Source organism: Desulfobacter hydrogenophilus (assembly GCF_004319545.1).
Classification (GTDB): Bacteria; Desulfobacterota; Desulfobacteria; order Desulfobacterales; family Desulfobacteraceae; genus Desulfobacter; species Desulfobacter hydrogenophilus.
Map to the genome: position 1 here is coordinate 3,910,847 of NZ_CP036313.1, position 14,389 is coordinate 3,925,235.

A 14,389-nucleotide genomic window follows, 5' to 3' on the forward strand; every position below is an offset into this window, starting at 1 on the left:
GCCTTTGCATTTTTCAATACTGATTACCTGTTCTTCCCTCAAAAAAACTGGATCATCGAGTTTTAGCATATATCGTATATGATAAAAGAAGATTAGTACCAATCCAAAAACATCAAAATAGGATTGCCTAAATGATAGAAATGATAGATATTGGCATGGCCGATGCCATCGCTTATCGAATAGAAGGCAAGATCACAGAAGAAGAAATGAAAACAGTTCTTGCTGTTTTTAAAGAAAAAATCGAGAAGAATGAAAAACTGATAGTTTATCAGGAAGTTGTGAGTATCGGCGGAGCAGACTTCGACGCGCTGATAGACAAATTTAAGTTCTTTCTTGAAGTTGGGCTGTCCCATTTCAGTAGAATTGCCGTCGTCACGCATAAAAAATGGATTCATAAGCTTGTGGATTTGGAGGGTAAACTTTTTAAGGGTATTGAAATGAGAGGGTTTCCAAAGGAAGAGAAAGACCAAGCGCTTAAATTTTTGAAAAATGGTTAATACATGTTAAAGCATCAGACAATTCATTGAAAAAGCGTTGAACTGTTTCAGCAGCATCCTGTTGGGTCAGATTTCCCCGTTTACTAAACTTTAGTACTACCAGTGCTTCCAGAGTGAGCGCTGGTCATGGCCGGCAATAACGATGGATGGGGGCGTTGACTACTTCTGATATTGATGTGACAGATTCAAATCTTATTAACGTATAATCAGAACCCAAAAACGGAATTATTCCAAGCTCTGGGTACTGGTTTTTTTTATTCCGAGCCGCTACATTTAATGATTGGCATAATTGTCAATATTATATTACTTTTTTTACTTAATAATTCGATAATTAATTATCGAATACCACCCCCTCCCTTACCCACATAAAATCATAACATTCTGTATATAAAGAAGTTTTAATAATGGTACTTATATTGCGTTAGAACTATTATTAAGAATAAAAAATTTTGAGATTTAAGCCAGGAAGTTAAAGTTGAAAACATCATTGATATGGAGGTGTCATGGAAATAAAAAAAGAGCAAGTTGACCATATCTTTAAACAGTGCAAAGATACTGAAGAAGCCTTGATTGACCTTTATAAACTGATTTTGCCAGACTGGGAACAAATCAAAACATCAAAAGGTTCTCCGCTGATCGGTAAAGACGGTTGGCTGTATATCTGCGAATGTTTTATCAGATTAAGCAAACCTACAAATAACGGTTTCCCCGGATTATGGCTTAAAAAAGGTTTTGACAGTAGCGATCATCTGCCAATGTGGACGGTTGATTTAAACCATTTTTATCCGATTTATTAAAATTAACCAGAGGAGCATAAAGGGGACTGGTTCAGTTTAATAAGAAATGTATCTATTTGGAAATATTAAATAAGGTAGCTTTACAAGCTCATGAAAAGAGTGTAGGTTACGGCCATTCTAAATTGATATGGTAAGGAGTAGATTATGACCCTGTTTGCATGTAAACGCCCTGATTGCTCGTCTGAAAATATCCGGTTTGACTATAGTTATAATACACTTGTGGTGGCGGTCGACAAATGCGTCTTTGCATTTCCTGTGGATCGCCATTTTCAGAAACAAAAAATACTTTCTTGGAAGGCCTAAGAACACCTGTCAGTGCTAAAAACAGTCTCATTTCTTGGGGAAAAATTTTTTGGCTTAAAGCATACGTTGCTTATCTATTAAATGTCACACTCATTCATCCAGTCAGTTATTGAAGGCGATGAATTTTATACAAAAGTTAATAAAAATACTCCCGCATGATCAACGACAATTATTTTTTCCCCTCGCATTGAATCGCACAAAATGTAACCGCACTGTATCTATTGCCTCACGAATAATGTTACCCAAAACAGATTATAAAAATATGTGGAGGGTAGATTGTGAGGTCACTAATGAGTTTTCAAGCAAAAAGAGAATTGTTGGCAAATGTTGCTCCCCGATATAGGGAAGAAAATAAGAAGCACAAATCAGTTATTTTGAACGAATTCATTTTAGCAACTGGATACTCGCGTAAATATGCAATCCGGTTACTGTCTTTAAAAGAGTTACCGGTTGTGAGAAGAATTAAAAAGCCACGGCCAAGAATTTATAACAGTGACGTTCAAGAAGCATTGAAAATTGCCTGGGCGGCTTCAAACTATATCGCCTCAAAAAGGCTTGCCCCGTTTTTGAAGGATCTGGTGCCGACTTTGGAACGTTACGGACACCTTGAACTTAACGACGAAACCCGTTCTCAACTTATTTCAATAAGCCCCGCAACGATTGACCGAATTTTAAAACCAATAAGAAACAATGGCCTGAATATGAGTACAACCAAACCCGGAAAACTTCTTAAACATCAGATTCCGATAAGAACATTTACTGATTGGGAGGAAGATGAGCCTGGTTTTTTTGAGGCTGACCTGGTAGCACATTGTGGCTGGAGCATGGAAGGAGAATTTCTTTATACATTGGTTTTGACAGATATCGCCACAGGTTGGGTCGAGTGTATTGCTCTACCATACCGCAGTGGTTCTGCTGTTATTCATGCTTTGGATAAAGCCCAGGAATTGATACCTTTTCCAATATTAGGGATTGATACTGATAACGGAACTGAGTTCATCAATACTGAATTGATCCGTTATTGCGAAAAAGAAAAGATAACTTTTACCAGGGGAAGAGCATATAAGAAAAACGATCAGTGTTATGTTGAGCAGAAAAACGGAATAGTTGTAAGGCAGATAGTCGGGTACGATCGTTTTGAAGGTCACCATGCTTATATGCAACTCTCTGAGTTATATCGGGCAGTACGCCTTTATGTGAATTTCTTCCAACCTTCAATGAAGCTGAAAAAAAAATGGCGAGATAACAGCAAAATAAAGAAAACATATGATGCTGCACAAACCCCATTTCAAAGGTTGAAACAAGCCGTCCAGATCCAAAAGGAAACAAATGAAAAGCTGGAATTGGTAAACTATTCTTTGGATCCGGTTCTTCTGTTAAAGCAAATTCAGTTTTTACAGGATGCGCTGTGGAAACATGTAACTTTGGCGAAACAACCTTCCTCCGGTAAAAATGAAGATAGGCAGCCTCTATACGGTTTTAAATTACCATTAACTACGGAAGAGCCTACTGAAAAAAACAATGACAATTTGATTTTAGAACCTGGCATTATAAAAAGGAGGCAGTATAGGAAAACGGAAAAACCGCGTGCCAAGCACTGGTGGCGAACCAGGAAGGATCCTTTTGAAGATGCTTGGGATGAGGTCTGTTCATGGTTGGAGAATGATCCTGAAAAGACCGCCAAATCAATGCTTTCAAAACTTCAGGAAAAATATCCAGGACAATACACAAAGGGGCAGCTGAGGACTTTACAGCGGCGGGTCAAAGCCTGGAGGGAAAAAGCCATTATTACATATGATGATAATCTTTTAAAACGTAATCCTTTGGCTGAAGATACCAGAATCGGGGACCTCAAAGCTATAACAGTGGATACCCAAAAAATGGAAAAGGGAAAGCTTACTGTATAATAACGGTACGTTTGGAACTATATAAACAATGTCAGTGCTATGGTGCTAAAATAATGAAAAAAAAAGATGATGATATTCATCCTGTACCATCAGAAAGCATCATCGTAACACATGACAGGGCCGGCTTAGTGGAAAATCCCCTTTAATATCAAAGGGATGATAAACTGTCATTTTTTATGCAAAAATCACCTATTTTTTTTGTAAAGCGTATTACAGTTATCTAAAGCGCTGAATTGGCGACACTCTTGAAGCATTTATATTAAAAAGGAGAGGATATGCGTGGCGGATATAGAGGAAAACTAAAACCGAAGTTGCCGGCACATCTAAAGCGAGTTCGCGTGAACGCTCGAATTCAGCAGTAGATGCTTGATGAGCTCAAAAGAAGAGGTGAGGTTGGGATAGTTTTGGAATCTATATTGATTGAAGCCGGTTTTAAGTATCAACCAGAAAAATGAAGAAAGACTGATACCCTTGGCAGCCCTACGGAATATTTGTTTCGCACTATGGTGCGACCCCTTCAGGGGGACCCTACCGGGGGTTTCAGATTTAGAATCTGAAAGCAACTGGACTCCGCTGCGCTCCGGATTAGGCCCAGGTCAAAACAGAAAGGCTTGGTTTAATATGCTTTTTACCTTCAAATACCAGCCCCTTTTTTAAGGGAGCACTACACGAGTCAATGTTTTTTTCGGTTTCCAAAAATCTTTTTCCCTTGGCCGCTTACAAATGCCATGGTTTAACCAAAATCATACTTCACCGAAAAAAGCCCTGGAAGGAAAAAAAGATTTTCGGACCCTCCGAAAAAAACATTGACTCGCTCCGCTTATCCCTTTTTAGGGGCGTGGGATTTGAAGGAAAAAAGCTGCTGAAACACGAGATAGCGGGATAGAAATCAAAATAGCAAGGGTAATCTGGCAAGAAAGAAGGTCGTTATCATCAAATTTGACAAAGGATTATAGAAAAATGTAACTTAAAAAAAGTCAAAATCGGTCTTGACATTGGGTCCACTTCATATCAACCTGAAAATACAAAAAGGCAACGTAATAAAAAAGTTTGATTTTAATACAGAAGTCAGTATGTTAAAAATTGAATAATAACCCAGAAATAATACCCTCTTGTCGGTAACATTATTCGTGAGGCAACAAATCAGGTATGGTATGATTTATTCATGAGGCAATACGGGCGGGAATTATAATTGACGTTCATCACCCGCAATAGAATTGAACGGCTGGTTGAGCTCATCGAAAAAACTGAAGACCTTACCCTGGTAACAGATGATGAACGCCGATATGGTAAAATCCTCTTTGAAATTTGTCATGAATTTTTAAGGACCGGTAAAGTTGGACGACCCCGAAAAACTTTAAAAAAAGGCGTCATTGTCAGAGTCAAAAACAAAGGTTCTCAGGCTCATAAAAAAGGTCGGAAAAAACCCAAAGATCAAACAACATGCCCTGTTCACCCTGAAACTTCAAATAACATTTTAGACAATTATTGTCTCCGAACTAAACTCAAATTACAACCACGGAAAATATTGGAGAGCCAAAAACAAAGGCTATCTCATGACAAAAAAAGCGCAATTCAAAATAGACGGGCTGCTCAAATTGGAAAAAGTTGGTGACTACCTCAATCTGGTGGGCAAAAAGGTTAAACTGGTATTCAAGGAAAAAGATTCTGCACTGAATACCAAGGCGTTTTTAAAAGCGGATGTTGCTGGTTTGTCGGAAACAGGGACGCATCTATTATTGAAAAATGTAAAGGCAAGGAAATACATTTTCTTTTCAACCCAGATCAAAAAACGTATTGTACCGATAAACAATATTGCGATAATCCAAATTCTGGGTGAATAAGTAACGTTAGAATAGGATTGAATCCGTTTCAATCCCGTTCATGAAAAAGGGGATTCTCAACGTCATTTTTTGTTTTCTTGCTTTCTGCGAACTTGATATGTATCCCCAATTGGAACAACCAAAATTCCCAAAAAACCGGAAGAGGACCGGAGACACAAAAAAAGCCCTTGTGAGAATTTCCCAAGAGCCTTGCTGTTGGTGGTGCGCCCGACAGGATTCGAACCTGTGGCCTACGGATTAGAAGAACATGACACTAACATTCTTTTCGATAACGAATTTTCCATTTCTGAACTTCATTTTTAAGCATTTTTTCATTTCACAAAACAGTTCGAAACGATGTGTGAAAAAATCAATTTTGCGTCACTCGAAACGGAAACAATATAATCCAAAATAAGATTCAATTCTTTTTCAGCTTCCAAAAAAATCATTTCTAAAGGACCGGAGGCGGACCGGAAAAGAATACGAACTATATTCCTCTTGGATTCAACAACGACCTGAATAAGAGAATGAGTAAGTGTAGCGGTTCGGAATAATTTAATCCGGGCTCTGTTTATACGTTAATAACTCAACTTTCGGTGATTAAAAATGATAGTGAATAAAAACACAACAAACTGATTTTATTATTTAAATTGACGAATTTCACTTTATATGATACGCTTTGTTTACCACTAAACAAACATTTCATACAAAGGAAATTCGCCAAAATGAATACTACCCTTACCAACGTAGAAAATCAAATGACAAATTCAGAACAAATCGGCGTACTCAATGATTATTTTACAAAATTCAAAATTGGTAAGTTATTGAATCAATCAGGAATCGTTAAAACCAAAGGAGCCTCACCGCTTGCCATTTTCACAGCCCTATTTAACTTGGCATTTCACAACAAGAATTTATACCAGGGCATTGTGAAAAATAAAAAAGTTGATGTCGATAAGGACGCCGCTTACAATTTTTTGAACTCTCCAACATATAACTGGCGGCGGTTTACCCTTCAGCTCTGCCGCCGAATTTATTTTATCATCAGAAAGCTCCTTGATGATTCTTCTGAAGAAGTTCTTATCTTCGACGATTCTACCTATAGCAGAAACCGTTCTAAAAAAGTCGAGCTTTTATCCCGGGTGTTTGATCATACAGATATGAAGTACATCAAAGGATTCCGGATGCTGACTCTTGGCTGGTCTGACGGTAACAGTTTTCTTGGACTTGATTTTGCCCTTTTATCATCTGTAGACAAAAAGAATCGATACAATGAAATAAATCCTGATATTGATAAAAGGACCTGCGGATATCATCGCCGCCAGGAAGCGGTTACAAAAACCACAGCCCATCTCGTACCGATGGTAAAAAGAGCCCTTGATATGGGTGTCCGGGCTAAGTATATTTTAATGGACAGTTGGTTTTCGATGCCGTCAGCAATCGCAAATTTGCGGGAATACATACACGTCATATGCATGCTGAAAGATCATCCAAAATGGCTTTATGAATATCAAGGCAAAAAGCTTAGGCTGTCCGAACTCTATGGAAAATTGAAGAAAAAACGAGGAAGAGCAAAAGTCAAAGCCCAAGCTATTGTTACTCTTTCCAACGGCAAGCAGGCAAAAATCATTTTTGTTCCCTGTGATAAAAAACGTGGCTGGCTTGCACTCCTGTCGACAGATTTGGCCCTTCCTAATGAAGAAATCATTCGTCTGTACGGCAAACGTTGGGATATAGAGGTCTTTTTCAAAATGTGCAAACAGCACTTAAAATTGGTGAAGGAAATACAAATTCGAAATTACGATGGCCTTGTGGGCCATACATCTCTGGTTATTGCCAGGTATAATATTCTCAGCCTTTATCAGCGGCAATGTATGGATCAGAGATCATTCGGGGAGCTCTTCAGGGCCTGTAACGATGAGATGACCAATTTGTCTTTTATGGTTTCTTTGGAGCGGATCATGCGTTTAGCTTTGGTAAATATTCGGCAATTATTTAATTTTACCGAGCGTATGGTTCAAGTGATGCTTGATCAGGTAATGGGCCAAGCTCTCAAGTATTTCGGTTTTTCAAGTAGGCCTGAGGAATTATTGGGGGTGTAAATTTACTCCTCCGAAAGTTGAGTTAATAATATTTGAACTGACATTATCAATATCAAAAGTAGTCAACGCCTTTATTCACAATGTTATCGGTGACACATAATAGACAAAGTCAACTCCCGCTGCCTATCCGATAAACCCCTAAAAATCAGGAAAACCGGCCTGTTCAATATGTTGAGTATGGTTCACCTATTTGAAATCATTTTTGCTTATTATTGATTAACTTTTTCAAACTGGAAATTGGAAAGCAATACCCCAAATATCGAATCTTAACTTTGGACAAAAAGTTGAGATTGGATGTGATTATCTCCCATTCGACAGTCATAGGTACACAAAAGTCCATCATTAACGGCATGAATTCGTTACATAAAAAAATCATCAGACTTTTTGGGGAAACAACATGCCGCATATATCAAATTTCTCCAACATTAGGTCTGCTCAATGTCGGTTATATAAAAAAACAATAACAAACTAAGGGTTTCCCTGATATACATCCATTCAGATCAATGATACAAAAGAATCGAAATCCATCTTCCAATTAGATGTATGGTATTCTAAGCACCACAACTATTTATATAGTGGGACTGATTCGTAAAAAAGCATGACTCGTGCAGAAATTGCCTTGAGAAAAATAGCCCTCATGTGCCGAGTTCTAAATTCACAAATTAAGGAGAAAAAAATGGAAATGTTTGATCTAAAAAAACTCGCTACAGCACCTCTGTCGTTTACATACCCAATAACTGCAAGTGTATCTATCTTGACCACCGTTACCGGTGATAGCCGTCAATACGCGAGCGTTGCGGTTATATATGGTAGCATGAGCTTGTGGTCGGGCACGATGACGCAGATGGCCCCAAAGATCACGATTCCTTATGACATCGTGGCTGGGGAAATAACGATCAAAGAGGGTGGCTCTTTTACGTTGACAATTCCTACCACGATGCAGAATGGCTCTGTAGCTGCAAATTTGACGATCATGTCGACAACCCAAACGGTGCCCTTCACGGCTGTCGTCGCCAGCTGGCCGGTTTCTTCCTGATTGCCATACAGCGATGGTATCCACGATGGAAGAAAGTAGCCTGAAACCGCCGCCTCTGAATGAGGCGGCAGGCAAACTCTCTCCGCGTCAATTGACCAACACGGAGTTGACGGACACTTTTGCGACAATTCCAAGGGTGCCGGCCAAAATCGGCCCTTTGACTTTAATCGTCCAAGTCGATCCATCGCGTGGACAGACAGTCGTGACAGCCGTAATTTCTAAAACAACCATCGACAAGCAACTCCTGACGTACTCAAATTCGATAATGAGGCTGGACGTAGCCATCAGGCAAGCCCGGGCGACTGGAGAAATCTTCCTGAATCTCCAGCCATCACCCCGGTTTTCCGCGTTGCGTGCGGATATCGTGGCGAGCGACGCAAGCGGGAAGTATCCGTACAAGGGGCAGTTGGCGAGCTGGGCTGCCAAAGGCGAGCCGGTGGTTGGTGATTACCTTCTTCCGCTTACCTCTGAACTTTCAACTCTGACAACTGTTCGGAGCGTGACGGCGGATATTGCCGACTTCAGTTTTCTTTTGGGAGGCCGGTTGCTTGCTTCCATGACAGCTACGCAACTTGCGCCGGTGCAAAAATGGCCAAACAAGATTAAGGCAGGCGACGTCGTGATCGAGGCCGGCACCCAAATCAGCCTGAATATTCCTACAGCACTGGAGAAAGGTTTCTTGTTTCTAACAGCGGAATTCAGTACCCAGACGACGCCACGAACGCCGATAGGCTCATCGGTAGCAAATTGGTCGTTGCCTCATGCAACAGTGCAACGCTGATAGCTGAACAGACGCTACCAAATGCAGTGCTGCGCTCTGACAATTATCAAGAAGGATTTTACTAATGGCAGACCAACCGGTATTCAATCAAATTTTCAAAAGCGCACTTTACAGCGTCTCGGTTGGGCTCGGCGCCCAGCCCGGACCCGGCTGGGTTGGCTTTATTTACACCGCCGGCAAAGACTACCCGGCGAGGCTCGATTTCAAGTCGTCCTTCAACAACGGGTATTATGTGTTTGCGCCGACAGCTCCGTCTGTCACAGACACCGATTCGGCGAAGATATTTGTGGCGGCCATTCAGGAGTGGCTCAATCAGAATTTCGGCAACGGAGCGCCCAAGCTGTTCAGCGGCAGCGCCTGTGTCTGGTTGCTTAATGCCAAAGACCCGGTTTGCGGACCGGCCATCACGTTTTTCCCGGGCATTAGCAGCACATTGACGGCGAATAACTTTAACCTGCAGATGGGCCAATTGACCCTCTCAATAACGCAGCAAGTGATCGTGAACGTGAACGATCAAGGGTTGAGGTTCAGGGAAACCAACGAAGCTCATATCTCATTTAAGGTGCCTACAGGTAACAATGCGCCAACAATAGATACCGAAGATACCGACGTAATCCTGCCATTTATCGGCAATTACGCGGGCGCCTTGACGATGCAGGGCGCTATTTCACGCGCCGGGAATCCGGGTGTAATTGCCTATTTTGAAACGGGGTTCCATTATTTATATGCGGTTCCCGATGAAGAGGACCAGTGCCAGATTTATCCTGTTATTTGCAGCGGTGGATCACTGTCCGCATTGCCCTATTCCGGTTCAGTCGACCCGATTGATCCGCTCAACTCTGTAGAGCCGCTTTCTAACCCAGCGGTAGGCCGCTACCGGACACTGTTCGCGTTCACCAGTAAAAAGCCGATCGAGAGCTGGTATCGTGACGACAGCGGCAACCCGGTTGCACTTGTGCCCCTCAATGGTATCAACTCCGATGGCGAGCCGATGCCGTACTGTGGGGCGCTCGTGCTGCAAAGCCGACAAGCGGCGGGCGCAAGGCTTGACTCAGTTTACATGACGCTGGCCGGCGATTTTGCGCTTGCGCCTGAAGTTGTGTCAGGAGCAAACCTGATGCTGTTGCCCGGACTTTTTGGAACCGAACGTTTCCGGCTTTCCAGTTATGATAGTGGAAGCTCTTTCGATCGTTTGCGATTCCAGCCTGATGGATCAGCCTATGCGCCAGTGTTTCCCTTCCCGGACAGCAAGTTGGACAATCCCGATTCGAGTAGGCCCAGGCCGCGGCTGACCTCTAGGTACCTGACTTCTTGGGGGGCGATACTCAACGGGCCGCAGGGACAATCCGCATATCTTGCCCAGCCGGAAGGCAATCCGCTCTATGCGCCGTCTTCTGGAGCCGCAAAAGGTGACGTGACGCTCCTGTTGCAACCACTCGACACGCCCTCCGCGATCCCACAACCGGCACCTCCCGATCCGCCTTTTTTGTTTCCTTTTGTGCCTTATGCGGGGCTTTCGATGGCGAAGCGGTCGTTTCCGGCCCCGGAGGTCGGTTCGTTCGAGAGCCAGGTACTATCGTTCGAACGTAAGCGTCTGCTGGATGTGGTCAGCACGCAGCATATTGCGGCGATGAAACTGGCGCAACGCTCGGGAGCCATCACCGTCGCGCCCACTGTTCGGCAGGCGACCACGCCCCAGGGCCTGTATGCCGAAGTGACCGTTCCGGACCCAAGTTCGGGGGATTTCGAATCAAGTTATGAAAAGGTGGTGCTGGCCAAGTCAATCCCCGAACAGCCGGCGACAGGTGCGGTCGACTTCGGCTTCACCCATCTCCACGCAAAGTTACAAAGCCTTTTCCAAACCAATCAACTGATGTCGGTAATCGTCAATCCGGAGTTCCTCGGCATGCCGAATCCCTTTGACGAATATGGAACCGTGCCGGAACTGGGCGCACCGGCTTTCAATCGTGACGTAGTGATTGCCGATTGGCGCATGACCGCCGCAGTCGGCGACTCACTTAACAGCACCGCTTATAATAACATTCTGATTCTCAAATACTGCGACGGTGCGCTGGCCGAACGCGTCAAAAATCCGAACAAATGGGTCGGGGTCGATGATTTTTCCATTGCCAGCCACGGCGACAAGTCGATTGCCTTGGCGGGTCTGTCATCATTTCTGCAGAACTATTTGAAAACCGGAATTGACAACGCTGCCAAAGGAAACAAGCTCTACACTCATTTTGCCCGAATAGCGCAGGATCCGTACTGGAACGGCGTTCTGGTTCTTCGGGCCTCCGTCGATCCTTCCGGATTTCCAGACGAAATCAAGGGGCTGGTGGCAGGGATTGATTTAACAATGTTCGAGGCGCACCACTTCGGGGTGACCGCCAGCCGGGTAACCCTCGAGAACGGCGTGCTGTCGATGAAGGGACCGAGCAGTCTTTTTGGACTTATCGACTACGAGCTTCCGGCCTACCGACAGAGTGTTGCGTCAAATGCGCCAGCCGATATGCCGTTGCCGCTGCCGACGGAGCCCGGCTCCGACGTCGGTTTTACGGTGTTGCAGTTGCAGACCCTGTTCGAGAACGGTTTTATGACCGATTTTAGAAGCCGGGTCCAACTTTCCGTCAATACGCTTTTCGGATCGAGAGTAACCGTGGCCTCCCAAGGAACAACCCAATTACCGGCCCAGGCCGTGGTGTTGCAGGGACGTTATATCAAGCAGGGAGGCATCCCGACGTATATATTCGAGCAGGACGACCTCACGCTTTTTTCCCTGAGCAGCAACGCCCTGCCGACGGTCGCGTTTCGGAGAATTCAGTTCAATACCATGTCGAATTCCGACGATAATACGCTTTTCAGCCGCTTTCTTGTCTGGGGAGATTTCGTTTTCCCTGTAATGAACGACAGCAATGAACAGGAAGTTGATCTCCTCTCTTTCGGCCCTGCAAAGGACGTGTCCGTGGGCGGTAATAATGTCAATCCGCCGGGGCTTGCCTTTTCTGATTTCGAGATTAGCATGCGCTCGTCGCTTTCCTGTCCCAATGCGGTAACGTTCGGCTTCGACATCGGTCGTCTGGCCCTGGATCAGGGCTCAAGCCAACCTCGGGAACACAGTCTCTTTACCGATCTCGCGTTGCAGGTGGACGGGTTCATCTCGGGCTCGGAGGAGAAACGGCCCATCGACTACGGCTACCTGCCCATATCGGTCAGTCCGAAAATAAAGGCGATTTCCGGCGAGTGGTACGGCATTGAGTACAAGGTCAACATGGGAACCCCGGGGGCACTGGCATCCAGCGCCGGATTCACATCGCGGATACTGGTTGCCTGGTCGCCCGAGACCGTCGCTAATGACGCTGCAAGCGCCGTCTTTGTCGGTCTCCAGTTACCCGGCGCCAAACCCGGCGCCAAGCTGCTCTCGATTCAAGGTGTTTTGAAGCTCTCCATCGCGTCCCTCACCCTTACCCGAGAGACCGTAGGCATAGACAAGGCTTTTGTGCTGCGGCTCAACAATCTGGGGCTCAGCTTCCTCGGACTTCTGAAGCTGCCGCCGGGAGCGAATATCAATTTCTTCCTTTTCGGAGATCCGTCCGGCACCGGGAGCCTTGGCTGGTACGCTGCCTATCAGGCAACCGATAAAGAGCAGGTCACGTTGTCCGACGTAGGTCCCCTCCCTGCGTTGCCCAGAGAGAGTGGTAAGGAGCTGGTGCCATGACGCGGATTTTATACTGGAATATAGAGAACTTTTCGGTCAATAAATTCTGGCAACCGAATCTTAAAAGAAGACGAGACGGCACACGCGCGGGCGGACCATTCACACAATGCTCACTAAATCGCCTGAACTACTTCTTTCAAGTATTGGACGATGCGTTGGTTTTAAATAATAATCGCGTTCCGGAAATCGTGGTGATCATCGAGCTGGAAAGCGGTGTTACTGGTCGTGGGTCACTCGTAACCGGCAACGGCCCCACCGCCACCCAATCTTTGGTTGACGAAGTCAGAACATGGACCGGCAACAACAATTGGATGGTTGTCCCCCCTCTCTATACCGGTCCGACCGAGGGAGTAATCGTCCTTTATGACAGCACAAATCTAATCTTCACCGGTCCCAACAGGTGGCCTGGCGGCGGACCGTCTGCTGTTCCGCTTCCGCGGCTCGCAGCTCCGCTGGTGGCTCCTGCATCCCAGTTCCCTGCGAGCTGGAATGGGTATATCCGAACGGGGGTTCTCAATCGCGTGATTCCCGGCGCTTCTCTTTACAACTCGAACTATTATGAAAACGAAATGGCCGCCAGGGTCGCGGGTTTTACCAGTAGTGCAGGTGCCGGCTTGGTTCCGCTCCCTGGTGGAATGCCCGCCTTGGGAGCACCCATGGATGGTAATCTTGGTCCGCGTACACCCTATATGGTTACCTTTTTTCGGCCGGCTGCCGGGATGGCCGCGGCTGAAAATATCACCCTTTTCTCCATCCACGCGCCGGCCAATAATAACGCGGCGCGTAATTACATGACTGCCCTTGCATGCACCCAGGAAATCTCCAATGCGCCAGTGGAAAACGAGCGAAAAGTGGTTGTCGGCGACTTCAATTTCAACCTGTTCACCAATGCAGGCGTGGTGCCCCAACGATATCAATATTTTCAACAATTAGGGTATGGCACCGGAGTTGCTCCGGTACCGCTGGTAGGATTCGTCGCGCCTGCCCCTCCCCTCGGATATTTTGAATATTTTGCAACCCATCTTGCGAAACAGAAAAACGCAGTGAGCTGGTCCGACGCTCATACGCAACGATATTACCCAGGGTACGGTTATGTCAGTGACAGATATAAATGCATTGACAATATTTTCGTTAGGGGCGGTGCTCTGGCAAACACGACAGTTCTCAATCCCGTGGTCGGTTCGCCCTACAACGTCGTGCCGGCGCCAGTTCCAGTCTGGCTTACCCCGGTGATGCAAGGTCATTTTACAATTGACTGTTTATGTCCCTGCTACAATGCGCCAAACCCAGTACCCGCATGGCAGGCACCCCGATATGGAACGAACCAAGCAGAAATTCGTCAAGTTTTTCGCGGTTGGAACAACTTCGGGCGAATCCGTTCTACCAGTGACCACTTACCGATTATGGCGGAATTCTAATCGAGGGACC

The 14,389-nt window shown here is 45.1% G+C and carries 9 protein-coding genes and 2 pseudogenes; all 11 read left to right on the forward strand.

What is annotated here, in order from left to right; all coding sequences use genetic code 11:
• Positions 1 to 131 precede the first annotated feature (131 nt).
• The 11 genes and pseudogenes from EYB58_RS17420 to EYB58_RS17470 all read left to right on the forward strand — a co-directional run bounded on the left by EYB58_RS17420 (position 132) and on the right by EYB58_RS17470 (position 14,379).
• Positions 132 to 497, forward strand: a complete 366-nt coding sequence (locus EYB58_RS17420; protein ID WP_111960841.1) for a SpoIIAA family protein — start codon at positions 132 to 134, stop codon at positions 495 to 497.
• Positions 498 to 1,000: 503 nt separating this feature from the next.
• Complete coding sequence (locus EYB58_RS17425) at positions 1,001 to 1,294, forward strand: hypothetical protein (protein WP_111960843.1); 294 nt, start codon at positions 1,001 to 1,003, stop codon at positions 1,292 to 1,294.
• Positions 1,295 to 1,438: 144 nt separating this feature from the next.
• Positions 1,439 to 1,753: pseudogene (locus tag EYB58_RS24145) on the forward strand (IS1-like element ISArch17 family transposase); the annotation flags it as partial.
• A 134-nt stretch (positions 1,754 to 1,887) separates the two neighbouring features.
• Positions 1,888 to 3,504 carry an integrase catalytic domain-containing protein gene (locus tag EYB58_RS17430; protein WP_111960835.1) on the forward strand — a complete coding sequence of 539 codons (1,617 nt, stop codon included), beginning with the start codon at positions 1,888 to 1,890 and terminating at the stop codon, positions 3,502 to 3,504.
• Between the two features lie 1,210 nt (positions 3,505 to 4,714).
• Positions 4,715 to 4,987 (forward strand): annotated as a pseudogene (locus EYB58_RS17440) (IS1-like element ISArch17 family transposase); the annotation flags it as partial.
• Between the two features lie 73 nt (positions 4,988 to 5,060).
• Entirely contained in the window at positions 5,061 to 5,348 is a 288-nt protein-coding gene (locus EYB58_RS17445; protein ID WP_146617247.1) for a hypothetical protein, read from the forward strand.
• Positions 5,349 to 6,052: 704 nt separating this feature from the next.
• A complete protein-coding gene (locus EYB58_RS17450) occupies positions 6,053 to 7,429 on the forward strand; it encodes an IS4 family transposase (protein WP_131072014.1) in 1,377 nt (458 codons plus the stop codon).
• A 676-nt stretch (positions 7,430 to 8,105) separates the two neighbouring features.
• Positions 8,106 to 8,465, forward strand: a complete 360-nt coding sequence (locus tag EYB58_RS17455) for a hypothetical protein (RefSeq protein ID WP_111960124.1) — start codon at positions 8,106 to 8,108, stop codon at positions 8,463 to 8,465.
• A gap of 25 nt (positions 8,466 to 8,490) precedes the next feature.
• Positions 8,491 to 9,246, forward strand: coding sequence for a hypothetical protein (locus EYB58_RS17460; protein ID WP_111960122.1), 756 nt, complete (start codon positions 8,491 to 8,493; stop codon positions 9,244 to 9,246).
• 64 nt (positions 9,247 to 9,310) lie between these two features.
• Positions 9,311 to 12,961, forward strand: a complete 3,651-nt coding sequence (locus EYB58_RS17465) for a hypothetical protein (RefSeq protein WP_111960120.1) — start codon at positions 9,311 to 9,313, stop codon at positions 12,959 to 12,961.
• Positions 12,958 to 14,379, forward strand: a complete 1,422-nt coding sequence (locus tag EYB58_RS17470) for a hypothetical protein (protein ID WP_111960118.1) — start codon at positions 12,958 to 12,960, stop codon at positions 14,377 to 14,379. The genes EYB58_RS17465 and EYB58_RS17470 overlap by 4 nt, the downstream gene beginning before the upstream one ends.
• Positions 14,380 to 14,389: the final 10 nt, after the last annotated feature.

Bases quoted from the DNA above. Each gene is read 5' to 3' on its own strand.
- EYB58_RS17460 (WP_111960122.1), top strand. From the start codon at position 8,491: ATGGAAGAAAGTAGCCTGAAACCGCCGCCTCTGAATGAGGCGGCAGGC.
- EYB58_RS17420 (WP_111960841.1), top strand. From the start codon at position 132: ATGATAGAAATGATAGATATTGGCATGGCCGATGCCATCGCTTATCGA.
- EYB58_RS17470 (WP_111960118.1), top strand. From the start codon at position 12,958: ATGACGCGGATTTTATACTGGAATATAGAGAACTTTTCGGTCAATAAA.
- EYB58_RS17430 (WP_111960835.1), top strand. From the start codon at position 1,888: ATGAGTTTTCAAGCAAAAAGAGAATTGTTGGCAAATGTTGCTCCCCGA.
- EYB58_RS17465 (WP_111960120.1), top strand. From the start codon at position 9,311: ATGGCAGACCAACCGGTATTCAATCAAATTTTCAAAAGCGCACTTTAC.
- EYB58_RS17445 (WP_146617247.1), top strand. From the start codon at position 5,061: ATGACAAAAAAAGCGCAATTCAAAATAGACGGGCTGCTCAAATTGGAA.
- EYB58_RS17425 (WP_111960843.1), top strand. From the start codon at position 1,001: ATGGAAATAAAAAAAGAGCAAGTTGACCATATCTTTAAACAGTGCAAA.
- EYB58_RS17450 (WP_131072014.1), top strand. From the start codon at position 6,053: ATGAATACTACCCTTACCAACGTAGAAAATCAAATGACAAATTCAGAA.
- EYB58_RS17455 (WP_111960124.1), top strand. From the start codon at position 8,106: ATGGAAATGTTTGATCTAAAAAAACTCGCTACAGCACCTCTGTCGTTT.